This is a genomic window from Mucilaginibacter sp. OK283 (assembly GCF_900110415.1).
In the GTDB taxonomy this organism is placed as follows: domain Bacteria; phylum Bacteroidota; class Bacteroidia; order Sphingobacteriales; family Sphingobacteriaceae; genus Mucilaginibacter.
In genome coordinates this window covers 177,760-201,222 of record NZ_FODR01000010.1, presented here as the reverse complement: position 1 = coordinate 201,222, position 23,463 = coordinate 177,760, and the positions used below count along the sequence as shown (strand labels likewise).

Here is a 23,463-nt window from a genome sequence, read left to right as displayed (position 1 = left end):
TGTACGTATATATTAAAAATTAAGTATTTTTGCAACATGAACATCCAGGTAATTTTAGTTATTGTTCTTTTTGCCGCCGCTATTTTTTACATCGGCCGTATGATATATAAAAGCCTGACGGCAAAAAAAAGCTGCGGAGGCAATTGTAAATGCGGCGTTGATTTTTCGGGCATCGAGCCTGGCAAAACAAAAAAGTAGCCTGCAACATCCATTCATCATATCTTCATTTGTTACCCATACTTTTAAACCAGAAGTAATCTCACTTAATGTCTTCAAATAAGCAAATTTTTCAGGCAGACTCACCAGGCAGATGGAACCGCTTTAAATGGCTCAGTCGCATACTGTTTGCCTTTTTGGCAATAGGTATTGTTGCTGTAATAGTTACCATTAAATCTACCTATTACCCCAGTCTGCCAAGCCTCGACCTGGCGCCAAAAAAAATGTCGAAAGAGGAACTTGCGCAAATCAAGCGGTCAACCAAATACCGGTCGTTTAAAATACAAAAAGGCGAAATTGAGGCTCTTGAACGTGCAAAACGCCTTCATCAACGCAAACATCCTAATAATAAAGACCGCCTGAATGTGGCCTTTTACCGCCCATGGGAGCCACAGGCTTATTATTCGTTGCTGGATAACATGCCAAAGCTTGATATGGTGGTAAGCGAAGGTTTTTCTATCCTTCCGGGTGTCGACACTGTAATTACCAAAGTTGATACGGGGCTCATCAACGTTAATAAAAAATATAATAAGCCCATTGTACTCACACTATCAAACTATATAAATAAAAACAACCAGGAAGGCGGTTATGATAGCTATGATATTGAGCGTATTTTTAAAAAACCTGCTTTGCGTGCCGGTTTTATTAACAGTATTGTAAATGCCCTTACAAAATATAAGTTTAAAGGCATCAATGTAGACCTGGACGAAATTAAAGACCGCAACAGCAAAACTTATATTGCTTTTCAAACCGAGCTTTATAAAACATTAAAAGCCAAGGGTTTCCTGGTTACACAAAACGTAGTGCCCGAAGATGAGGCTTACAATATTATAAGGTTGCAGCATGTTAACGATTTTTTGTTCATTATGGCCATTGATGAGCATAATGAGCTAAGCAATCCGGGCGATTTATCAAACCAGCACTGGGTTGAACAGATACTGGATGATGTATGCAGCCAGGTACCCAGCGAAAAAATTATATTGACCTTTGCAGGCGGCGCTTATGACTGGCGCGAAACCAGCATCGGCAAATCCATAGGTTATCAGCAGGCTATTAGCGCTGCCGAAGAAAACCAAAGCAAGATCACATTTGATCCGGCTTCGGCAAATTCTCATTTTACCTATATGGATAAGGATAGCCTTGACCATACCATTTATTTTGCCGACGCTGCTACCAACTTTAACGTCATCCGCATGGCCGATGACTGGGCAACCGGCGGGGTGGCTCTGTGGCGCATGGGTACCGAAGATCCAAGGCTATGGTCGTTCTTCCAGAAAAACCTGTCTATCGATTCGCTGCGTAAAACCGGTGTCGACTTAAAAAAGTTAACTTCTGTTGGTTTAAATAGCCGTAAAAACGTAGAGTATGATGGCGATGGCGAGGTGCTCGACCTGATAACCACGCCCCAAACCGGCGAGATTGATGTAAAACTGGATACAGGCAACTATACCATCACTGCGCAAACTTATAAAAGACTGCCCACCAAGTACATGATCCGTAAGTATGGGTATAAGCCTAAAAAGGTTGTGTTGACCTTTGATGACGGACCCGACCCGGATTACACCCCACGCATTCTTGATATCCTAAAAAAAGAAAAAGTTCCGGCCTCCTTCTTCGTAGTGGGTTCCATGGCCGAAAAAAACATAGCCATCCTGAGGCGAATTTATGAGGACGGTTATGAAATTGGAAACCACACATTCTTCCATCCGGATATATCAACCATCAGCCTGCAACGCGTGGTGCTTGAGCTAAACGCTACCCGCAAAATCATCGAATCGGTTACAGGCCGCAGTACCATCCTGTTCCGCCCGCCATTTAATGCAGATGCCGAGCCCGAAACGTTGGCCGAAGTAATCCCTGTAGCCGAAAGCCGCAGGCAAAGCTATATCACTATTGGCGAATCTATCGACCCATGGGATTGGCAGCCCGGCGTAACAGCCGACAGCATTGTTGCCCGCACCATCAGGCAGGCCAACAATGGATCGATGATCCTGCTGCATGATGCCGGCGGCGATACCCGTGAAGAAACAGTAAAGGCATTGCCAGCCATTATACACTACTTTAAAACTCATGGCTACCAGTTTACTACTATTGCCGATGTGCTTGACAAAACCAAAGATGACCTGATGCCACCTATAAAAGACGATCATACCGGCATTTTTGGCCCTATGTATGATGTCGCGGTACATGCTTATTACTACTTCAACTGGTTTTTGATATATGTGTTTTTGTCGGCTATATTCCTGGCTATAGGCCGTATTGTTTTGATTGCTATACTTGCGGTAAGACAAAACAGCGAGAACAAAAAAACCGTAAAACTGCGTGGCGACAATTTGCCACTTCCCCCCGTGAGTATTATTGTACCAGCTTATAACGAGGAGGTAAATGCCGTTGCCACTATCCAAAGTTTATTAAAAACCGAATACCCGGTTTTTGAAATTATTTTTGTTGACGACGGATCAAAAGATAAAACATTTGAAGTAGTATCGGCTGCTTATGAAGGCCATCCGCTGGTTAAAATATTAACCAAGCCCAATGGTGGTAAAGCATCGGCCCTTAACTTTGGTATAACCCATGCCACCAGCGATTTTGTTGTTTGTATTGATGCAGATACGCAACTTAAAAACGACGCTATTTATCAATTGATGAGCTACTTTACCGATGAGGAAATTGGCGCTGTGGCAGGCACAGTAAAAGTTGGCAACGAAACCAATATTATTACCCGGTGGCAATCAATAGAGTACATTACCGCCCAAAACATGGACCGCCGCGCTTTCGACCTCATCAATAGCATTACGGTAGTACCAGGCGCTATTGGAGCATTCCGCAAATCGGCCATTTTCCGTGCCGGCGGCTTTACTTACGATACCCTGGCCGAGGATTGTGATTTAACTATGCGCATCCTCAAACAAGGCTACATTGTAAAAAACTGTGCCGAAGCTATTGCATATACCGAAGCACCGGAAACCATTAATATGTTACTTAAACAACGTTTCCGCTGGAGTTTCGGGGTTATTCAAAGCTTCTGGAAAAACCGCGACGCATTGTTTAACAAAAAGTATAAATTCTTTGGGATGGTGGGCATGCCCAATATCCTCATTTTCCAGATTATACTACCACTGTTCTCCCCGTTGGCCGATCTGATGATGATCTTCGCGCTGTTTGGCGAGAAGCCGGAGAAAATGCTGATATACTATGTGGCTTTTGTGGTTATCGATTTCATTGTGGGCATTATTGCTTTCCGAATGGAAAAAGAAGATTACAGGAAGCTTATTTACATTATACCGCAACGTTTCCTGTGGAGACAGCTGATGTATTACGTACTGTTTAAATCGATGCGTAAGGCCCTTAAAGGCGAGTTAAGCGGCTGGGGCGTACTAAAACGTACCGGTAACGTAAATGTTAAAGGCGGTCAAAAGAAGAACAACTCGGCAATTTACATTATTGTTGCTTTGCTAATAATTGCTGCGATTGTATTCTGGGTGGTAAAAAAGTGGTATATGTAAGTTAAAGAACTGTAAGCAAGTCAAGGCAAAAACACCCCGCGTCTGGAATGTATTTTTTCTTGATTCCTTGCCTTTTAGGTTATTCTCTTTCGATCAAACAAACCGCATAAGCAACAACGCCTTCCTGACGCCCTATAAAGCCTAATTGCTCGTTAGTGGTAGCTTTTATAGATATGTCATCTTCGCTGATAGATGCCGCTTTGGCTATATGCACCTTCATAGCCGGGATGTGGGGGTTTATCTTTGGTGCCTCCAAACATACCATGGCATCAATGTTGCCAATGCTGAAGCCCTTTTCTTTTATTAATTTAACAACATGCTGAAGCAGGATAAGGCTGCTGATACCTTTCCAGCGGTTGTCTGTATTGGAGAAATGAAAACCTATATCGCGCATATTAGCGGCGCCAAGCAAGGCATCACAAATGGCATGTAAAAGTACATCAGCATCTGAATGGCCATAAGCGCCGGAATGGTGCTCTAAATTAACCCCGCCCAAAACAAATGGGTGCTGCTCACGCAGCTGGTGAACATCAAAACCAAACCCTACTTTAATTTTACCCATTATTATTTTGACACATTGGAGGTACCGCCAAAACTTGCCGATAAACTAAAACGCAAGGTATTGGCCAAAGGACTATTTTGCTGGCTGGCTGCCAGGTATGAGAAATCGAACTTAAAAATATCATATTTAACACCAAAGCCGAGAGTTACATAACGCCTGTCGCTTTTGCTTGGGTTTTCATATAAATAACCAGCCCTTATGGCAAACTGGTTGTTATACCAGTACTCGGCGCCGGGCGACAGGCTTATTTCCTTCATCTCCTCGCTAAAACCACCAGGGGCATCGCCAAATGACTGAAAAACACCCGATGGTACCGATACATCATCGTTTTTGCCACTTATAATTGTGCCGTTGGCATCTTTTATAGGAGGAGTGGGTGTTAGCAGCTTGTTTATGTCAAAGGCAACCGTTATCTGGTTATTTTCGTCAAGGTTCCAGGTGTTGGCCGCGCCTAACTTTAAATTGGCAGGTAAAAAATATTTAGGCCCATTGGTAGTATAGCTAATTTTTGTGCCAATGTTGGATATGTTGGCACCAAAAGCAAACAGGTTATCATCGCCATAGGTCGATTTATAAAACATCGATACATCCGCAGCAAAAGCATTGCCGGCCCTGCCTGTTTGGGTTGATCCCGCAGTGGCAAACGACACACTGGAAATGCTTGAATGAATGTAACGAGCGGTTAACCCCAATGAAAAATTCTCTCCAAACTTACGCGCAAAACTAACATCGAGCGAAAACTCATTTGGCGTGTAAGTACCCTGGTTATTGGATTGGTCGTCATTAAGCTGCAATGAGCCATAATTAAAATAGCGCAACGAAGCACCGAGTGTGTTACGATCGTCAATTTTATGGGCATAGCTTAGGTACGACAAACTAATGTCGGGCACCAGGTGCCTTAACCACGGAGAATATGACAACGAAAGTGCATCATTACTTTCAACAAAAGCAAGCTTCGAGGGATTCCAGAAATTAGCGTTAACATCCGGCGAAATAGCAACCCCCGCCTCGCCCATCGCGCCCGAACGTGAATCGGGGGTAATGTTTAAAAACGGTACTTCAACGCGCGATCCTCTGTATGCGCTTCCGTCAGTACTTGTTTGCCCTACAACCGTAAATGGCAGTAAATACAATGATAAGAAGGTTATATTCCGAAATGTAAAAAACTTCATTGGGTGCAATTTAGCTTTATTATTTAAATTGATAAATATCCGCTCATAATTTATATCGGATTTTTTTGTGAAGACATTTGGTTGCAAACGACTAAAAAAAAACAAAACATTGCAACCAACGTTGCACCATTTCCGTTAAAAGCATCAATAATTGTTTGATTTATTTAGAAGAAGATGCATTAGCATTAGCATTATACTCATTTTTTTCTAAATTTACGTCATTAATATAATTGTAAAATTATGAAAATACTTTTTACTAAAACTGCTTTAGCCCTTGCGGCTGTATGTGCATTGGTAAGCAGCTGTAGTAAACCATCGGTATCGCAAAAAACCGGTTTAGTTTATAATAACAAAAATAATGGTGGCTATGAGCGTTACAGGCAAACACATCCCGCGCCAGGCCCGGGCCTGGTACCTATTGAAGGTGGTACCTTTGTAATGGGTGGCAGCGCCGATCAGGACGTTACTTATGATTATAACAATGTACGCCGCAGAGTAACTGTACCGTCATTCTATATGGACGAAACAGAAGTTGCCAACCAGGATTGGCTTGACTACCTGCATTGGTTAAGCATTACTTTCCCTCAAGACCGTGAATTGTATTACAATGCCTTACCAGATACATTGGTTTGGCGTAAACCATTATCATATAACGATCCTTACGTTGATAACTACCTGCGCCATCCCGCGTTTCAGGATTACCCGGTGGTGGGTGTTAGCTGGGACCAGGCACAAGATTATTGTGCATGGCGTACCGACCGCACCAACGAAAACATTTTGCGTGAAACCGGGCGTATGGTAACCTGGAAAGATCAAAACGCAAAAGGCAAAAACGGCGGCGCTACGGCAGCGACGGGAGCATCGCAGCCTTTTAATACCGATATATACCTGAATGGCCAAATGAAAGGTGCCGGAATAGACGGTAAAAAAATGATGCCTAACTTAAGCCCTAACGCTGCCGCAGGTACTGGCAAAAATGCTAAACCCGTAAGGCCCGTGCGTATGGAAGATGGTATATTGAAACAGGCTTATCGTTTACCATCAGAAGCCGAGTGGGAGTACGCTGCTTTGGCACTGGCAGGCAACACCCAATTTGAAAATATTGATGACGGTAAAATGTACTCATGGAATGGCATGGGGGTTCGTTCGGCAAAGAGCAAAACCCGTGGCTTAATTTTAGCCAACTTTAAAAGGGGTGCCGGCGACAACATGGGTGTGGGTGGTTATTTGAATGATAAAGCCGACATAACCGCACCTGTGCGTACCTATCCTCCAAATGATTTTGGTCTTTACCAAATGTCGGGCAACGTAAACGAGTGGGTGCAGGATACCTACCGCCAAACATCTTTTGAGGAGTTTGAGGATTTTAACCCTTTCCGCGGTAACCAATATACCAACAAACGCCTAGCCGACCCATCTAAAGGCTTATACGCCAAAGATAAATATGGCAAGCCCATTAAAGACCCTGCCAAATCAAACAAAAAAATGAAGTATGCCGATTACCTGGCATTACAGCAAGGCCAGGATCCAAATACCGTTAATAGTGCGCCGGCACAGGGTACACCTGCCAACGGCGCGCCGGCAACTCCGGGGGCACAGCCAAACGCTACCGCTCCTAATACTACTGTTGGCTCATTGGTTAAAGAGTCCGGCAAAAAATACGATCCTGATTTCAGGGGCGAAAAGGATACGGTAAATACAGCTTTATACGGTAATACAACATTAGTAAACGATCATTCGAAAGTTTATAAAGGTGGCTCATGGAATGACCTTGCCTATTGGATGAACCCGGCAACCCGCCGCTTTATGGACGAGGAAGAATCGAGTGCCGAAGTTGGTTTCCGTTGCGCGATGACCTTAGTAGGTGCCCCGGAAGTTTATCCTAACGGCAAGCCACACTACCCGGTTAAAAAAGCAAAGCCATTTAAGGCTAAATAAAATACCCAATTTTAAACTTAAGTATCAAGGCCGTTCAATTTGAATGGCCTTGTTTGTTGTGGTGGATTAAAGTGCCCGCACCGTTCGCAGCTCAGAAATAAGATCCGGATTCCGTTGATCCTCTGTATCAGTTGCAACTATCAAGCCATCAAAGCGCCATAAATTATTTGATATAGTCTCGTCAAGGCTATCACTGCCTGGAAACAGCCATATCATACTCCCTACAAATGCCATAATGCAATTGTTAACAGCCGATGCCACAAACCCCATGGCATTTGGCATTGGCGTTGATGAGCCTTATATCCAGACATCTGGTATGTTCTATTTAATCGGGTTAGATTGGCCTCCCATGAGGTAAAAAAATCCCGGCAACATCAGCTACCGGGATTTCATTCTATATAGTGTAGTGCTTACTAGTAACCTGGGTTTTGTATCAAATTAGAATTGGCATCTATTTCACGTTTTGGTATAGGGAATACCAATTTCGGAGAGTCCCAATCGAATGTATCTACAGTGTTACCGTCACCATCTACCGATCGGGTAGTTTCTTTGTAACGTTTCAAATCGCCTAACCTAAAGCCCTCAAAAGGAAGCTCGACCCGGCGCTCCTGCTTCACGGCATTAAACAAAGCAGTAGCGCTTACAGCTGCAGTATTAGCTAAACCGGCCCTGTTTCTAACCTTATTTATATCAGCAGCTGCACCAACAAGATCGGGAACGGCTTTCTTGATCCTAGCTTCGGCGCGGATAAGATAAATCTCGGCCAGACGAATAGTTACAACGTTACCGAATGCGTTATTAAACTTGGTTGTGAAGGGATCATCGGTAAACTCATTGGCCCTGTCATCGCCTGCTTCGTACCGGTCAAAGTGTTGTTGATTGATATAAGTTTCGCCACGGCCAGCGTAATCAGAACTTGCGTAAACCTCATTCAATGCATTAAAACCCGATTGATTTGAGATTTGAATAGCAAAAATATCCTCGGCGGTATTAAATACGCGTGTAGCCTGATCCGGATGTTGAAACTCGTCGGCAAAGTGTTCAATAAGGCTGTACGCACCCCCATCTATTATTTTAGATGCCTCAACCTCTGCCTGGGCATAATTTTCCTGGGTGAGGTAAATACGTGCCAAAACAGCCGAAGCAGCCGCCGAGCTTGCATAAGTTGATTTATTTGGGAGATTAGCTTCAGCAATCTTCAAATCTGCAATGGCCTGTGCATATATTTCGGCAACTGTATTTCTTTTTACTTTTTGAATGCCGGCTATAGTCGTGGTTGGTGTTAAAACAAGAGGCACAGCAAGGTTAGTTGTCGGACTGCCATCATTCCACGCTCTGCCGAAAGCCCGGGCCAAATCAAAATAAGTCATCCCGCGTAAAAACCTGGCTTCTCCTTCAACACCTGCTTTATCTGTTGAAATAACCAGGTTTAGATTGGCTAAAACTGTATTACATACTCCAATGGTGTTGTAACCACTGTCCCATGCCCCCTCAACAAAAAAGTTGTTAATCGTAATCTTTTTGTCGTTGAGTTCGGTGTAGTCAGAAAATGTCCCGAAATAAGAGAAATCTCCGTCATCGGCCAAAAAATCAGTAGTTGCTTGCAACCGCCCGCCATATAGCCCTCTTAAACCGGCTGCGGTATATGCTCCGATAAGCACCCCTTCCACATCTTTTGATGTTTTGAGAGCCTGGTCAGCTTCGACTGAATTTTGCGGTTTAATATCTAACTGCTTTTGACAGCCAGAGTTATACAGCATTGCTAATGTACTCAATGCTATAATTGAATATTTTATTTTTTTCATCTTCTTCAGCTTAAATTAAAATCCCACGTTAATACCAAATGTTATTGTTTTAGCCTGCGGCGCTGCATAAAAATCATAGTTCTGGGTAATATTGCCAGAAAACGCGTCCGAATTCAGCTCAGGGTCCCAACCTTTGTACTTGGTCCAGGTGGCTAAGTTTGTAGCTTGCGCGTAAATCCTCAAACTACGTAGTTTAATTTTTTCAAGTATACTTTTGGGGAAATTATAACCTAATACAATATTTTTCAAACGAAGGTATGATCCATCACTTAAGTACCTCGAACTTGGCGATACGCCATTGCCGCCAAATAAGCGGGCCTCAGGAACCATTGTAATATCGCCCGGCTTTTTCCATGATTGAAGCTGATCAAGAGTTTGATTGTCGGCACCGTTATTAAAACCAACCGACATGTACTGCCCACCACCATTATAAATCTTATCGCCATTTACTTCCTGCAACAGGAAGCTAAAGTCAATTCCTTTATAACTAACAGTGTTATTTAAGCCGGCAATAAATTTAGGGTTAGGGTCGCCAACTACAACAGGAGTTGCTGCATTATAATCATTGGTTGTTGTACGGTCTCGCTTACCACCGCCCAAATCGGTGTTTTTATAATAAAGTGCATCACCATTGGCCGGATCGGCACCCGCAAATTCAACAGTATAAAAAACACCCAATGGTTGTCCCTCAACTGCACGGTTTACGCCATCTCCGCTTCCGGTAATCACCTGGCCTTTCAAATCGGTAATTTTATTACGGTTAACTGAAAAGTTAAAGCTGGTTGACCAGGTAATCTCTTTGCCCACTATGTTCTTAGAATCTATCTGCATTTCAAAACCCTTGTTTTGCAGCTTACCTAAATTTTGAGTAATTGTTGTATAACCAGAGGTTGCAGGCACTTGTACGTTTAACAAAAGATCCTTAGTTTTTCGCAAGTAAACGTCAAACTGTCCGGAAAGCCTTCCGTTAAAAAACCCAACATCTAAGCCAATATCTGTTGTAGCCGATGTTTCCCACTTCAAATCCGGGTTTGGCAATTGGGTAGGCCTTGATCCCGCAACACCCGCATAACCAAATTCAGAAAATAACCCGCGCGATGGGAAGTTTCCAATCTCTGAGTTACCCGTTATACCGTAACTCGCACGTAATTTTAAATCAGAAACCAGTTGTTGCTGTTTCATAAAACCTTCCTGCGAAATAACCCAGCCAACAGAACCTGCCGGGAAAAATCCATAACGGTGGTTTGCCCCAAACCTTGATGAGCCATCAATACGGCCACTTACCGATAACAGGTACTTTTCGTCAAACTTATAATTTGCCCTGGCAAAGTACGAAAGCAATGAGTACGCTGTTGATGATGACGATCCGGCTGTGATATCGGCGGAACTGATTAGCTTTTTATAAGCGTCACTCGGAAACTGGTCACCGCTGATAGAGTTAAGATCGTTTTGTTGACGTTGATAGGTCATACCACCTACCGCGTTGATATTACTTTTACCAAAGTCTTTTATAAACTGTAAAAAGTTATTGGTGTTAAAATTTACCGATGTAACGGACGAGTTAAAGCCAACCCCGTTTGGTGTACCTGAATTACGGGAGGTTAAACTACCTGCGTAACTATCTTCACTTGAATTCAATATATCCACACCTACTTCCGACCGGAAACTTAAAGAAGGGAGCAGCTTTACCTGCGCATATACGTTTCCAAGATTCCTGTAATCTATTGTATTAAAATATGCGTTTTGCGCATTTAATAATGGATTATAATAAATAGGAAAATTACTGTTTGGTGTACCTGTAGTAGGATCAAGCGCGCCACTTGTTAAACCTGTACGCGGATCGATAACGGGCGTGATCGGGCTTAATGCAACAATTTGCTCGGGGGTCGAAAACTGATCATCATTTGATAAACGATAATTTTTGGTACGCGATACACTTAAATTGGCACCCACTTCCAGCCATTTATTAGCCTGGTTACTAACATTGGTACGCAAACTGTACTGGTTTATAGCATTGCCTATCAGGAAGCCTTTTTGATTATTATAGGTGCCGGATATGTAAAACTTGGTTTTATCGGTACCTCCTGACAGTACAAGATTATAATTTTGCACGGGGGCATGTTGAGTAATTTCTTTTTGCCAGTCGGTATTTACAGCGTACGTTTTATAATTGTCACTGCCGGCAGCATACCTCTTTAACCGCGCCTCAACAGAAGTTGTTGAATACCCTCCGGCAGCGCCAGCCAATCTTAATAAAGTAACATACTGTTCGGCATTTAAAAACTCGCGCTCGCGTGTCGGTTTGCTAAAGCCGTAATACTGGTTGTAGGTTACTTTGGTATCGCCGGCCTTACCTTTCTTGGTTGTAACTAAAACCACACCATTTGACGCCCTTGAACCGTAAATAGCAGCAGCAGATGCATCTTTTAATATATCAATAGATTCGATATCATTTTGATTCAGATCGACCAACGGATTGGTTGACGCACCATTGCTTGAAAAATCATCAACAGTGATAGGCAAACCATCAACCACGTATAAAGGCTGGTTACCTGCTGATACAGACGAAGCACCACGGATACGCACCTGTATGCCTTGCCCCAGCTTACCGTTTTGTGCCTGGATATATACGCCCGGTGTACGGCCCTGAATAGCCGACTCTAAACTTGGTACAGGAATATTTTCAATGTCGGCGCCTTTAATTTTTGAAACCGAGCCTGTTAACGATGCCCTGCTTTGAGTACCGTAACCAACAACCACAACTTCGTTAAGCTGCTTGGCATCAACGGCCAAGCTCGCATTAACAGCCATACCACTTATTGCAATTTCTACCGGTGTATAACCGATAAATCTAAAGACTAAAACTTTGGCTGTAGCAGGTACCGAAAGTTTGTAGGCTCCACTTACATCTGTTTGAACGCCAATACTGGCGGCACCTTTCACGGTCACGCTTACCCCAGGTAAGGGCGAACCATCCTTTTGATCTGTTACCTTACCTGTAATAATCCGGTTTTGAGCAAAAACGAATGAAATGCAGGAAAATAACAACAAAATTGTTAGTAGATTTTTCTTCATAGAGTTAAAATGTTAATTAAAAAAAAGTAAGTTATTAACAAAAAGGCAAAAAAACAATTAAAGCAATTAAGATTGCCTGCGTTTTTACAAACACAATATAAAAATTAGCGTAAAAAATAACCAAATTTTAAAACTCAATCAGGATTTGCCCTTTTTCTACTTTGTTCCCGCTCTTTATCCTGATTTTTTTTATAGTAACATCAGCAGGGCATTTGATAATGTTTTCCATCTTCATGGCTTCAAGTATCAAAAGGTTATCCCCTTTTTTAACTTCATCGCCTTCAACAGCAAATACTTTGAGTACAAGACCCGGCATGGGGGCCTTAATCTCGCTTAGCTGGGCGCCGGATAAACTACTCAGTCCCAATTTATCCAGCAAAATATCAAACTGATCTTTTACCGTAATTGTATAGATATTGTTGTTTATCTTAATTTGGGCAGTTTTTTCGACGCTGTTAAAAGATACTACGTCGGCATTGTAAGATTGGTTGCCTTCTATAACATGATAGATGCCTTCGCCGATATGTTTAATATCGGCAGTGGTAGCCTTATTATTAATAAGCAGGCCGTCATCGTTTCTCGCCGCCTCAAAGCTATACTTCTCATTTATTTTTAGCTGATACATGTGTTGCAGGGTTTGAGTTGCAGGATAGTGTAGTTTTTAAGTAAGGATAAATTAAAGTTATGCAAATATCCCGACTACCGCCAGTGGCAAATTTAAATTTACTGTCAATTTAAAACCTCAGCGGATATATAACTATTGCGTAAAAACATACTGCACCATATTGGCACCCATTTTAAGCGCCTTAATACGGGTTTCCTGGGTATCACCCGCGTAGGTGCCATAATCTTCCCAGCCATTGCCAAGGTCGCACTCGTAGTCATAAAAGCACACTAATCGCCCTTTGTATATCAGTCCAAAACCTTGTGCGCGGGTACCATCATGTTCATGTATTTTGGGCAAGCCATTAGGGAAGCTGTATTTTTGGTGATAAATGGGATGATTAAGTGGCAGTTCAACAAATTCAAGTTCTGGGAAAACCTTTTTCATTTGCGGGCGGATAAATTTATCCAGTCCGTAGTTATCATCGATATGCAAAAAGCCACCACCTGTGAGGTATTTGCGCAGGTTTCGGGCTTCCTGGTCGCTAAAAATCACGTTACCATGCCCTGTCATAAAAACAAATGGATAATTAAAAATAGATGCACTGCCTGCTTCTACTACCTCATCATCGACATCAAAATTAGTTTTCAGGTTTTCATTACAAAATTTTGCAAGGTTAGTTAAAGCAGTTCGGTCGCCATACCAATCGCCCCCGCCGGCGTACTTAAGCCGCGCCATTTTGTATGCTGGTGCACAAAAGCCACACATTACAACAAATGCGGTAAAAGCTATAGCAGTATACGTAAGTTTCTTCATAGCCGGTTTAAAAAATTAACCTCAAAGCAGGCCTCCAGGGCAGCGGTTTCGGTACGCAACCTGGCCTCACCCAAAGTTATCGGTTTAAAGCCGCTTTCCAAAGCCAGCTCAATTTCGGCAGGACTAAAATCACCCTCAGGTCCTATCAATATTAAATAACGCCCCTGTGGGTTTATTACTTTACGCAAATCGAGCTTATCGCCCGGTTCACAATGAGCAATAAACCTTTGTCCATCAAAAGGTAGAGCTAACAGCTGGTTAAATTTAACCGCATCATTTAGTACAGGATGGTATGCTTTTAACGATTGCTTGATAGCAGCGGTAATAATCTTGTTAAGCCTGTCAACTTTGGCTTCCTTACGCTCAGAACGCTGGGTAATGATAAGCGATATTTCATCAATACCAATTTCGGTGGCTTTTTCTAAAAACCATTCCAGGCGCTCGATATTTTTGGTGGGTGCTACAGCTATGTGCAGGTAATGGTTCCGTTTATTAAACTCCGGAGTAACAGAAGTAATATTGAGGATGGTACGTTTAGGATGCGCATCGTGAATAACCGCATTATAAAATCCGCCGCGGCCGTCAATCAGTTGAACTTCGTCACCTGCCTCCAGCCGCAAAACACGTATAGCATGCTTGCTCTCTTCTTCACTTAGAAAATATTGAGGGTGCGAGGGGGCGATATCAGGTGTATAAAAAAGATGCATTGGCTAAGCAGATTAATGTAAATCTACAGCATCTTCTTCATTTATCAGCAATTCCAGTTTCACAGATTCAATATTCTGGTCTGATTTGCGCAGCACCGTAATATTATAGCCATTTGATTCCTTTTGCTCGCCAACATCCGGAATTTTACCGAATATGTCGCCCAGCCAGCCGCTTACAGTATCAAAGTCGCCATCTTCGGGCAAGTCATGGGGTAGGTGTTCGTTTACGTCATATATGGGCGCAAGGGCATTTACAATAAACTCGCGCTCATTAACTTTTTCTACAATTGGTTTTTCCTCATCGTATTCATCCTGTATCTCACCTACCAGTTCTTCCACAATATCTTCCAGGGTAACCATCCCCGCTGTTCCGCCAAACTCATCAAGCACTATGGCTATCTGGATACGTTTTTGTTGCAGTTCGGCCATCAGATCGTTGATCTTTTTGGTTTCGGGGATGAAGTATGGCTTGCGGATTATATTTTTCAACACAATTTCCTCGTCGCGTGCCAGCAGCGGCAAAATATCTTTGGCGTGTACAATGCCTATAATTTTATCTATAACGTCGTCATAAACAGGCATTCGAGAATAGCCTTCATCAATGATCATATCCAGCAGTTCCTGCCTGGTTGAACTGATATCGATGCCCGAAATTTTGGTACGCGGCACCATGATATTTTTAACTACACGTTCGTTAAAATCAAAAACGTTCTGGATCAGCTCATGTTCGTTTGAATCCAATGCGCCCGATTCTTTTCCCTGTTCAAGCAGGTATTGTAATTCTTCAGAACTGTGGTGTGCTTCACCCCCCTCTAAAGTATTTATACCTAAAAGCCCTAAAATAAAATTGGCAAAGCCGTTCAGTACCCAAATCAAAGGTTTAAAAAACACAAAGAAAAACCTAAGCGGCAGCGAAATGGCCAGCACCGTACGAACCGACTTTTGAATAGCAATAGATTTGGGAGCAAGCTCGCCAAATACAATATGCAATACGGTGATAAAAGTAAAAGCCAAAATATGACTGGCGGTAATAAACCCGCTTGACAGTGTTATACCTACAGCTAAAAATGCACGGATAACAATGTTAGTGGCAACCTCTTCGCCCACTACGCCAAGCGCCAGCGAGGCAATGGTAATACCCAACTGGGTAGCAGCCAGGTATCCATCAAGGTTATGCAGTATACCGCGAGCAACTTTTGCTACTCCGCTGCCCGATTTTGCTTTAATTTCAATTTGTGAACCCCGTACCCTTACCATGGCAAACTCTGCGGCTACAAAAAAACCGTTGAGCAAAACCAGGAATACGGTTGCAATTAAATAAAAGGTACTTATTTCGTAATGCGCGGGGTCCATCTATTAATTATTGCGTGACAGGAAAAGTAGACTTATACAATTCCAAACTCTCTTTTATTACCTTATGTGCGTAACGCACACCTAATAAATGTTCGATAGTTACGTTTTTGCCTTCCAGTTTCTTGTAATCTTTAAAAAAACGTACAATCTCTGTCATGGCGTGTGGCGGCAATTCATTCAGGTCGTTAATATAATTAACCGACATATCATTTTTTGCCACCGCAATTATTTTGTCATCCTGTTCGCCATTGTCAACCATGTGCATCACGCCTACTACTTTTGCTTCTATTATCGACATCGGGAAAACATCAATTGAACAGAGCACCAGTATATCCAACGGATCTTTATCATCACAATATGTTTGCGGTATAAAGCCGTAGTTGGCAGGATACATCACCGATGAAAATAACACACGGTCCAATTTTAATAAACCAGATTCTTTATCAATTTCATATTTGGCTTTTGAGCCTTTAGGTATTTCAATTATCGCATTAACAATTTCGGGCATATTATCCCCTGGAGAAACCTGGTGCCATGGATGTTGTGTACTCATTTGGTATTTGTAGTATATTTATTATCTAATATTCTGTTCTTTATTCTCTGCAATTTTCTTCCGTACGTAAGCAACAACAAGGGGTATGGTAGTAATTACTATAAGCCCCAAAACTACATACTGCATGTAATCCTTTAACTGCGGGAACCGTTTTCCTAAAAAAAAACCGCCCAAGGTAAAAGTGCACACCCATGCTACGCAACCAACAAGGTTGTATAAAGCAAACTTTTTAAGATCAACTTTAACAACACCTGCAAATATAGGGGCAAATGTCCTAACGATAGGGAAAAATCTGCCCAAAATCAAAGCCATACCGCCGTATTTGTTATAAAAGTCGCTGGCCAGTATCACATATCGCTTCTTAAAAAACAGCGAGTCGTTTCTATTGAACAATACAGGCCCCGTTCGATGACCAAACCAATATCCCGTAAAATTTCCTAATATGCCTGCTGCAATGAGCGATAACACCAATGTAGATATATTTACGTCAACCTTGCCTGCAGAACACAACAAGCCTGCCATAAATAACAAATAGTCTCCTGGCAAAAAAAAACCAAAAAACAACCCGGTTTCAGCAAAAACAACAACAAGCAGGAAATAAAAACCTCCCCTACTTATGATGGATTGAGCGTCCGTTAAATTTTGAAGGTAATCCCAAAAACTTTCCATTCACTATATCTGTAAAACTACAAATATTATATCAATTTGCAGTACCCAGTTACTATTAAATGAAATAGGAAATAAAATCAGGGTAAACACCGATGATGATAGTTGCCAATGCCGAAATAGCAAAAACAATTTTATAGTAAGCCGGCACCACCAGCTCGGCCCTATCTGCCGCCCTGAAGTACATGGCCACAATAACCCTGAAGTAGTAGAAAATACTGATGATTGCGTTTACAACAGCTACTATAACCAGCCAAAACTGGTATTTAGCAAGCGCACCGGTAAACATATAAAACTTACCCATAAAGCCTGCAGTAAGCGGGATACCGGCCAATGAAAGCATGGCAACAGTAAGTACTAATGCCAGGAAGGGATTCTTTTTTGCAAGGCCGTTAAAACTCTCAAAATTATCGCTGCCGCTTTGTTGCTGCACTAAAATAAGGGCACCAAATGCTACAATGGATGCAACAGAATAGGCAGTTGCATAAATAAATACCGAATTAGCCGAACTTGCGCCTAAAGCAACAATTGCAAAAAGCAGGTAACCAGCATGCGAGATACTTGAAAAAGCAAGCATCCTTTTAAAGCTTTGCTGATATAATGCAGTAATGTTGCCTATAAATAATGTTGCTACAGTGATAACCAGTAAAATTGGTGTCCAGAAATCAGATAGCGGCGCGAAGCATACCGAAAACAAACGCAGGAATGCAGCAAAGCCTGCAGTTTTAACCACCGTAGACATGAAAGCCGTTATAAGGGTTGGCGAGCCTTCGTAAACGTCTGGCGTCCAGAAATGGAAAGGCGCAGCGCCTACTTTAAAACATAGCCCAACAATAATAAGCCCTATGCCTGTATAAAACATAGGATCCGCGTGTGGATGCGCAACAACCCAATCATTAATAACCTCCAGGCTAAAAGAGCCTGTTGTGCCGTAAAGCAAAGTAATACCAAACAATAAGAAACCTGTTGAGAACGCCCCCATCAGGAAATATTTTAATGCCGCCTCGTTTGATGCAAAATCGCTCTTCTTGATGCCCGCCAGTATGTATAAACTTACCGACATGATTTCGATACCAATAAACATCATCGTTAGGTTGTAGTAAGAAACCATTACTATAATCCCTGTTAATGAAAACAGGATAATAGCGTAATACTCGGCAACGTGGTTACTTATCTTCTCAAAATATCCGGCTGATAACAGCAGGATTAAAATGGTTGTTATTATAACTATTGATGAAAATACAACAGAGAAATTATTAAACATCATCATACCATGAAAAGTAGGGATTGTGGTATCGGGCCTTTTATACTCCGCCACGGCGCAAGCCAGCGCAGCAAGCAAACCAACAATGGTAACAGGTAATAATGCCTTTGAAACCTTGTACAAGCCAAGGTACAGCAACACTATCGGTAAAACAGATATGATGATTAAAGTAGTCATGTTTTTAATAAATTCTAAAAGCCAAATTCTAAACTCTAAATGCGCGCAGCCAGCATTAAAAGGCTGGTTTTGTATTCAAAGTATTTATCAAATTAGTAACAGCCGCCTCAGATATGTGCAAAATAGGTTGCGGATAAATACCTATACCAATTATTAATACGCAGATAATACCAAGTACTAATTGCTCAGATCCGCTGATATCTTTAAAATTGGTAGTTAATTCATTGGTTTCGCCCTGCATTACATTTTTGTACATGCGCAGCATATAAACCGCACCTAAAATAATGGTTGTACCGGCAATAACAGCCAAAGCAATATTCATGTAATGGAATGCGCTATACTGAAACACCCCATCTAACAATAAAAACTCGCCTACAAAACCATTGGTTAACGGCAGACCTACTGTACCCAATACAATAATTAAAAACGCTATGGAAAATTTAGGTGCTACTTTAGCAATACCACCAAGATTTCCTATCTCGCGGGTGTTTAAACGGGTGCTGATGATATCCCAAATAAAAAACATACCAACAACGTTTATACCGTGGTTAAGCATCTGCACCAACGCTCCCTGTACGCCCTGCTGGCTCCATGTAAATATGCCTGCGGCAATTAAGCCAACGTGCGCAATAGATGAATAAGCTACCAAACGTTTGCCGTCAGTTTGCTTAAAAGCAATAATCGATGCATAAACGACGCCTATAACCGCCAGTGTAGTTATAATGGCCTGCCAGTGGTCAAGACCTGCAGGTGCATTTGGGATCATCCAGCGAATAGCGCCATATACACCCATCTTAAGCATAATACCTGATAACATCATGGTACCGCCGGTTGGGGCTTCTGTATAAGTATCGGGCTGCCAGGTATGGAAGGGGAATACAGGCATCTTAATGGCAAATGCCAAAAAGAACGCCAAAAACACCCATGATTGCTGCTGAGTGCCTAATTTTAAAGTGTAAAAGGCATGTATATCAAATGTTTTTGTTGGTGATTGCAGGTACAGGTAGATGATGGCCACCAACATAAACAACGAACCTGCAAACGTGTAGATAAAGAACTTAAGCGTAATGCGGATACGGTTTTCGCCACCCCAAAGGGCGCATATAAAGTAAATTGGAATTAATGCAGCCTCCCATCCTACGTAAAACAAAAAGCCATCCATCGCAGTAAACACCAACAACAAGCCAGCCTGCATAAACAAAATCAAGCCGTAAAAAGCACCCGCGTTTTTGTACTCATGCTTAAATGTACTTAATATGATAAGCGGAACAAGCAATACCGTAAGTAACACTACAATCATGCTAATCCCATCAATACCCGCTTTAAAATAAATGCCTAACCTTGGTATCCATGGGGCATCTATAACAAACTGCGAAGTTGCATCGGGTACAAACTTGCTTAAAAACAAGCCCGCTACTGCCAGCTCGGCTATTGCAAAAAATAAGGCGGCATATTTAGCTGTGTTGCCTTTTAAAAAGGCTACTATAACTGCAGCAATTACCGGTAAAAAAATTAATATACTAACGGTCATTTTATGTTTTAAACGCTATCGTTTATACTTTAGTTAATCCAAATACGGTATACAGCAGTACGCCTATAATACCCAGTACCATTACAAATATGTAAAAACCTACATTACCGGTTTGCAGTAAACGCAAGCCTTTGCTGGTTTCAATTGTACCTTTACCAATCCCGTTCACCAGGCCGTCGATACCCATTTTATCTACTACATTGTAGAAGAAGGTCGACAGAAAATCCAGGGGTTTGCGGATAAGAAAATCATACAGTTCATCAACATAAAATTTATGGTATGATAAGCTGGTTAGTGCCGGGCGCTCTTCGGTATCAGCCACCGGTACGCGGCCGTTTTTAACATATTTAACATAAGCATAAATTAATGCTGCAAATGCTAACGCTACCGAAATTATCATCAATGCTTTTTCTGTACCTGCAGATAATTCATGCATTGGCAACGCGGCAGTTGATGCTTTAAATACCGGCGCGAGGTATTGCCCTAACTCATGGTGGCCGCCTAATACTTCAGGCACACCTATTAAACCACCTACGATGGATAATATAGCTAATACAATCAAAGGAATAGTCATGGTAGCCGGCGACTCATGCAAATGATGTTCCTGCTCATGGGTTCCGCGGAATTTACCCCAGAAGGTAAGGTACATCATCCGGAACATATAGAAAGAGGTTAGCATCGCTGTAAACACACCAATTACATAAAATGTAGTGCTATGTTCGTAGGCGTGGGCTAAAATTTCGTCTTTTGAAAAGAAACCAGAGAATGGCGGGATACCAGATATCGCAATGGTGCCAATCAGCATGGTTATAAAAGTAACAGGCAACTTACCTTTCAAGCCACCCATTTTACGCATATCCTGTTCGCCGCTTACCGCGTGAATAACAGAACCTGCACCAAGGAATAATAAAGCTTTAAAGAAGGCATGGGTTAACACGTGGAAGAAAGAACCTGTGTAGGCGCCAACGCCCAGGCCCAAAAACATATACCCCAACTGCGACACAGTTGAATAAGCCAGTACCTTTTTAATATCAGTTTGTGTAAGAGCAATTAGCGCGGCAAACAAGGCCGTAGCTAAACCTACTATCGCAACCGCTTCCATAGCAAACGGGGATAGTGTATAAATAATGTTTGAGCGGGCGATCATATATATACCGGCTGTTACCATGGTTGCAGCATGTATTAATGCCGAAACCGGTGTAGGGCCGGCCATAGCATCCGGTAACCAGGTAAACAACGGTAACTGTGCCGATTTACCCATTGCACCCACAAACAGCAGTAAAGCAATAGCTGTAAGCGGTGCAGCACCAACTTTCATTGCCGCTACTTTAGGGAAAAGAGTTGCAAATTCAACAGTGCCAAAAGCGTAGATAATAAGGAATACGCCCATTAAAAAGCCAAGATCGCCAATACGGTTCATGATAAAAGCCTTCTTGGCGGCATCCGCATAGCTTGGGTTGGTATACCAGAAGCCTATCAGCAGGTATGAGCATAAACCAACACCCTCCCAGCCTATAAACATGATAATGTAATTTGAGCCCATCACCAGTAAAAGCATGAAAAATACAAACAGGTTCAGGTAAGAGAAAAACTTACCGAAACCTTTATCATCATGCATATAGCCAATAGAATACAAGTGGATCAGGAAACCTACACCTGTAATTATAAGCAACATTATAGAACTCAATTGATCTACAAGAAACGCGAAAGGCACTTTTACGGGCCCCGCGTTAATCCAATCGAAATAGTTAACGTTAATTACCCCGGTTGCTTTTACCTGGAAGAAAACAGCAATGCTTAAGGCAAACGATGCCAATACCAGCGCACTGCCAATAAAGCCTATTACGCCTTTTGATAATGAATTACGGCCAAGTCCGTTAATAATAAAACCGGCTAACGGTAATATGGGAATAAGCCAGATATATTGATTCATGTTTTGAGTTATACGTTTTACGTACTACGTTATACGTTTTTAATTTATTTATTCGTCTGTCGCCAGATTAAAACTCTCTCCCAATGCAAATCCGGTTTGCCTATCGGGGATTGCTTCGTACCTCGCAATGACGGTATGTTTTATATTTGTTATAATTCTAAAATCCGAAATCGAAATTCCGAAATCTAAAATCACCTTACCACTTCAGTCTGTTCAGCACGTTAATATCTATCGAATTTGTGTTCCTATAGATCATCACGATGATAGCAAGGCCCACAGCTACTTCGGCAGCAGCCAGCGCCATAATAAAGAATACGAAAACCTGGCCGGTAGCATCGCCCCTGTAAACAGAAAATGCAGTTAGCAACAGGTTTACCGAGTTCAGCATCAACTCAACCGACATAAAAATCACGATGGCATTACGGCGGATTAATACGCCCATTACACCAATCGAAAAAATAATGGCACTTAACAATATGTAATGATTAAGCGGCACCGCGTGCATGGTATTTGTTAAACTTTCCATTATGTAGTTTTAGGGTCTTTTGTAGCCAGCAAAACAGCGCCTACCATTGCCGATAACAGCAATACAGACGATACTTCAAATGGCAGTAAAAATTCGTTAAACAATACTTTACCCAGGTTTTTCACCAACCCAAGGTCGGGGTTTTGCAGTACCACCGGGTTTGATGTGGCAACCAGTTTTAATGACGATGCAATTGCAACAGCAAGAATGCCACCGCCAAATACACCGGCTATTTTGATCATAAACGGTTTAACCGGCTCGCTTTCCTTATTCAGGTTAATGAGCATCAGGGTATACAGGAACAATACCAGGATAGCGCCCATGTACACTATGAAATTTACAATAGCCAAAAACTGGGCATTCAGTAAAATATAGTGAATGGTGAACGTAAAAAAGGTAAGTATAAGATAAAGGATACTATGTACCGGATTTTTGGCCGAGATTACCAATATCGAAAAGAATATGGACAAAAACGCGATGAAGTAAAATGTACTCATGTTTATATTTACAAAATACCTTTGCCCTGCTTTAAGGTTGGGCAAAGGTATAAAACTTCTTTATTGATTTAAGGGTGCCTCTACTAATTTGTCTTTACCGTAAATAAAATCCTTCCTTAAATAGTCGGCAGGCACAATATCTCCGTCAAGGTAAATGGCCTCTTTAGGGCAGGCCTCTTCGCATAAGCCGCAAAAAATACAGCGCAGCATATTTATTTCGTAAACAGCAGCGTATTTTTCTTCGCGGTACAGGTGCTCTTCGCCTTTCTGGCGCTCGGCGGCCGTCATTGTAATAGCTTCTGCAGGGCATGATAAAGCGCACAAACCGCAGGCGGTGCAACGTTCTTTACCATCCTCATCGCGCTTAAGCGAGTGCATGCCGCGGAAGTTTTCAGAAAACTCACGCTTCTCTTCAGGATAGCTGATGGTTACCGGCTTCCTGAAAAAGTGCTTCATCGTAGTGGCCAAACCGCCAACAATGGCCGGCAGGTAAGCACGCTCCAGAAAATTGAGCGGCTTTACTTCCAATACTTTTTTCTTATTGCTTAATGATTCCATTTAA

The 23,463-nt window shown here is 42.1% G+C and carries 19 protein-coding genes; 3 read left to right on the top strand and 16 right to left on the bottom strand.

Going from position 1 to position 23,463, the window contains the following annotated elements; translation table 11 throughout:
* The first annotated feature begins 36 nt into the window (after window positions 1-36).
* Together BMX56_RS21870 and BMX56_RS21865 are read left to right on the top strand one after the other, a co-directional pair.
* Window positions 37-198: a FeoB-associated Cys-rich membrane protein gene (locus BMX56_RS21870; protein WP_090651814.1), complete on the top strand. Its 162-nt coding sequence runs from the start codon at window positions 37-39 to the stop codon at window positions 196-198.
* Window positions 199-266: 68 nt separating this feature from the next.
* Window positions 267-3,722 carry a glycosyltransferase gene (locus BMX56_RS21865; protein ID WP_090651813.1) on the top strand — a complete coding sequence of 1,152 codons (3,456 nt, stop codon included), beginning with the start codon at window positions 267-269 and terminating at the stop codon, window positions 3,720-3,722.
* Between the two features lie 79 nt (window positions 3,723-3,801).
* On the opposite strand, the gene ispF is transcribed toward BMX56_RS21865, so the two are convergent.
* Both ispF and porV read right to left on the bottom strand, forming a co-directional pair.
* Entirely contained in the window at window positions 3,802-4,284 is a 483-nt protein-coding gene (ispF, locus tag BMX56_RS21860) for a 2-C-methyl-D-erythritol 2,4-cyclodiphosphate synthase (RefSeq protein WP_090651812.1), read from the bottom strand.
* A gap of 2 nt (window positions 4,285-4,286) precedes the next feature.
* A complete protein-coding gene (gene porV, locus BMX56_RS21855; RefSeq protein ID WP_143065503.1) occupies window positions 4,287-5,456 on the bottom strand; it encodes a type IX secretion system outer membrane channel protein PorV in 1,170 nt (389 codons plus the stop codon).
* 240 nt (window positions 5,457-5,696) lie between these two features.
* Here porV and BMX56_RS21850 point away from each other — a divergent pair, with 240 nt between their 5' ends.
* A complete protein-coding gene (locus tag BMX56_RS21850) occupies window positions 5,697-7,394 on the top strand; it encodes an SUMF1/EgtB/PvdO family nonheme iron enzyme (protein ID WP_090651810.1) in 1,698 nt (565 codons plus the stop codon).
* Between the two features lie 413 nt (window positions 7,395-7,807).
* On the opposite strand, the gene BMX56_RS21845 is transcribed toward BMX56_RS21850, so the two are convergent.
* From BMX56_RS21845 to BMX56_RS21780, 14 genes are all read right to left on the bottom strand, one after another.
* Window positions 7,808-9,199 carry a RagB/SusD family nutrient uptake outer membrane protein gene (locus BMX56_RS21845; protein ID WP_090651809.1) on the bottom strand — a complete coding sequence of 464 codons (1,392 nt, stop codon included), beginning with the start codon at window positions 9,197-9,199 and terminating at the stop codon, window positions 7,808-7,810.
* A gap of 15 nt (window positions 9,200-9,214) precedes the next feature.
* Window positions 9,215-12,274 (bottom strand): SusC/RagA family TonB-linked outer membrane protein, encoded by a 3,060-nt coding sequence (locus BMX56_RS21840; RefSeq protein WP_090651808.1) that lies wholly within the window; start codon window positions 12,272-12,274, stop codon window positions 9,215-9,217.
* Window positions 12,275-12,401: 127 nt separating this feature from the next.
* On the bottom strand, window positions 12,402-12,899 hold the full coding sequence (locus BMX56_RS21835; RefSeq protein ID WP_090651807.1) for an acyl-CoA carboxylase biotin carboxyl carrier protein subunit: 498 nt from the start codon (window positions 12,897-12,899) through the stop codon (window positions 12,402-12,404).
* Between the two features lie 132 nt (window positions 12,900-13,031).
* Window positions 13,032-13,646: a DUF4159 domain-containing protein gene (locus tag BMX56_RS21830; RefSeq protein WP_090651870.1), complete on the bottom strand. Its 615-nt coding sequence runs from the start codon at window positions 13,644-13,646 to the stop codon at window positions 13,032-13,034.
* A gap of 44 nt (window positions 13,647-13,690) precedes the next feature.
* Window positions 13,691-14,401 (bottom strand): 16S rRNA (uracil(1498)-N(3))-methyltransferase, encoded by a 711-nt coding sequence (locus BMX56_RS21825; protein ID WP_090651806.1) that lies wholly within the window; start codon window positions 14,399-14,401, stop codon window positions 13,691-13,693.
* A 12-nt stretch (window positions 14,402-14,413) separates the two neighbouring features.
* Window positions 14,414-15,754: a hemolysin family protein gene (locus tag BMX56_RS21820; RefSeq protein ID WP_090651805.1), complete on the bottom strand. Its 1,341-nt coding sequence runs from the start codon at window positions 15,752-15,754 to the stop codon at window positions 14,414-14,416.
* Window positions 15,755-15,761: 7 nt separating this feature from the next.
* Window positions 15,762-16,307 (bottom strand): inorganic diphosphatase, encoded by a 546-nt coding sequence (locus BMX56_RS21815; RefSeq protein WP_090651804.1) that lies wholly within the window; start codon window positions 16,305-16,307, stop codon window positions 15,762-15,764.
* A gap of 21 nt (window positions 16,308-16,328) precedes the next feature.
* On the bottom strand, window positions 16,329-16,976 hold the full coding sequence (locus BMX56_RS21810) for a DedA family protein (RefSeq protein WP_090651803.1): 648 nt from the start codon (window positions 16,974-16,976) through the stop codon (window positions 16,329-16,331).
* A 55-nt stretch (window positions 16,977-17,031) separates the two neighbouring features.
* The gene (locus tag BMX56_RS21805) at window positions 17,032-18,414 is read right to left on the bottom strand and encodes an NADH-quinone oxidoreductase subunit N (protein WP_090651802.1); all 1,383 of its coding nucleotides are present in this window, start codon (window positions 18,412-18,414) and stop codon (window positions 17,032-17,034) included.
* A 55-nt stretch (window positions 18,415-18,469) separates the two neighbouring features.
* The gene (locus BMX56_RS21800) at window positions 18,470-19,945 is read right to left on the bottom strand and encodes a complex I subunit 4 family protein (protein ID WP_090651801.1); all 1,476 of its coding nucleotides are present in this window, start codon (window positions 19,943-19,945) and stop codon (window positions 18,470-18,472) included.
* Between the two features lie 22 nt (window positions 19,946-19,967).
* The gene (gene nuoL / locus BMX56_RS21795; protein ID WP_090651800.1) at window positions 19,968-21,878 is read right to left on the bottom strand and encodes an NADH-quinone oxidoreductase subunit L; all 1,911 of its coding nucleotides are present in this window, start codon (window positions 21,876-21,878) and stop codon (window positions 19,968-19,970) included.
* 196 nt (window positions 21,879-22,074) lie between these two features.
* The gene (gene nuoK, locus BMX56_RS21790; protein ID WP_090651799.1) at window positions 22,075-22,404 is read right to left on the bottom strand and encodes an NADH-quinone oxidoreductase subunit NuoK; all 330 of its coding nucleotides are present in this window, start codon (window positions 22,402-22,404) and stop codon (window positions 22,075-22,077) included.
* A complete protein-coding gene (locus BMX56_RS21785; protein WP_090651869.1) occupies window positions 22,404-22,901 on the bottom strand; it encodes an NADH-quinone oxidoreductase subunit J family protein in 498 nt (165 codons plus the stop codon). Before BMX56_RS21785 ends, nuoK begins: the two co-directional genes overlap by 1 nt.
* A gap of 60 nt (window positions 22,902-22,961) precedes the next feature.
* Window positions 22,962-23,459 (bottom strand): NuoI/complex I 23 kDa subunit family protein, encoded by a 498-nt coding sequence (locus BMX56_RS21780; RefSeq protein ID WP_090651798.1) that lies wholly within the window; start codon window positions 23,457-23,459, stop codon window positions 22,962-22,964.
* Window positions 23,460-23,463: the final 4 nt, after the last annotated feature.

Coding starts and splice junctions, on each gene's coding strand:
- BMX56_RS21870 (WP_090651814.1), top strand. CDS start 37: ATGAACATCCAGGTAATTTTAGTTATTGTTCTTTTTGCCGCCGCTATT.
- BMX56_RS21865 (WP_090651813.1), top strand. CDS start 267: ATGTCTTCAAATAAGCAAATTTTTCAGGCAGACTCACCAGGCAGATGG.
- ispF (WP_090651812.1), bottom strand. CDS start 4,284: ATGGGTAAAATTAAAGTAGGGTTTGGTTTTGATGTTCACCAGCTGCGT.
- porV (WP_143065503.1), bottom strand. CDS start 5,456: ATGAAGTTTTTTACATTTCGGAATATAACCTTCTTATCATTGTATTTA.
- BMX56_RS21850 (WP_090651810.1), top strand. CDS start 5,697: ATGAAAATACTTTTTACTAAAACTGCTTTAGCCCTTGCGGCTGTATGT.
- BMX56_RS21845 (WP_090651809.1), bottom strand. CDS start 9,199: ATGAAAAAAATAAAATATTCAATTATAGCATTGAGTACATTAGCAATG.
- BMX56_RS21840 (WP_090651808.1), bottom strand. CDS start 12,274: ATGAAGAAAAATCTACTAACAATTTTGTTGTTATTTTCCTGCATTTCA.
- BMX56_RS21835 (WP_090651807.1), bottom strand. CDS start 12,899: ATGTATCAGCTAAAAATAAATGAGAAGTATAGCTTTGAGGCGGCGAGA.
- BMX56_RS21830 (WP_090651870.1), bottom strand. CDS start 13,646: ATGTGTGGCTTTTGTGCACCAGCATACAAAATGGCGCGGCTTAAGTAC.
- BMX56_RS21825 (WP_090651806.1), bottom strand. CDS start 14,401: ATGCATCTTTTTTATACACCTGATATCGCCCCCTCGCACCCTCAATAT.
- BMX56_RS21820 (WP_090651805.1), bottom strand. CDS start 15,754: ATGGACCCCGCGCATTACGAAATAAGTACCTTTTATTTAATTGCAACC.
- BMX56_RS21815 (WP_090651804.1), bottom strand. CDS start 16,307: ATGAGTACACAACATCCATGGCACCAGGTTTCTCCAGGGGATAATATG.
- BMX56_RS21810 (WP_090651803.1), bottom strand. CDS start 16,976: ATGGAAAGTTTTTGGGATTACCTTCAAAATTTAACGGACGCTCAATCC.
- BMX56_RS21805 (WP_090651802.1), bottom strand. CDS start 18,414: ATGACTACTTTAATCATCATATCTGTTTTACCGATAGTGTTGCTGTAC.
- BMX56_RS21800 (WP_090651801.1), bottom strand. CDS start 19,945: ATGACCGTTAGTATATTAATTTTTTTACCGGTAATTGCTGCAGTTATA.
- nuoL (WP_090651800.1), bottom strand. CDS start 21,878: ATGAATCAATATATCTGGCTTATTCCCATATTACCGTTAGCCGGTTTT.
- nuoK (WP_090651799.1), bottom strand. CDS start 22,404: ATGGAAAGTTTAACAAATACCATGCACGCGGTGCCGCTTAATCATTAC.
- BMX56_RS21785 (WP_090651869.1), bottom strand. CDS start 22,901: ATGAGTACATTTTACTTCATCGCGTTTTTGTCCATATTCTTTTCGATA.
- BMX56_RS21780 (WP_090651798.1), bottom strand. CDS start 23,459: ATGGAATCATTAAGCAATAAGAAAAAAGTATTGGAAGTAAAGCCGCTC.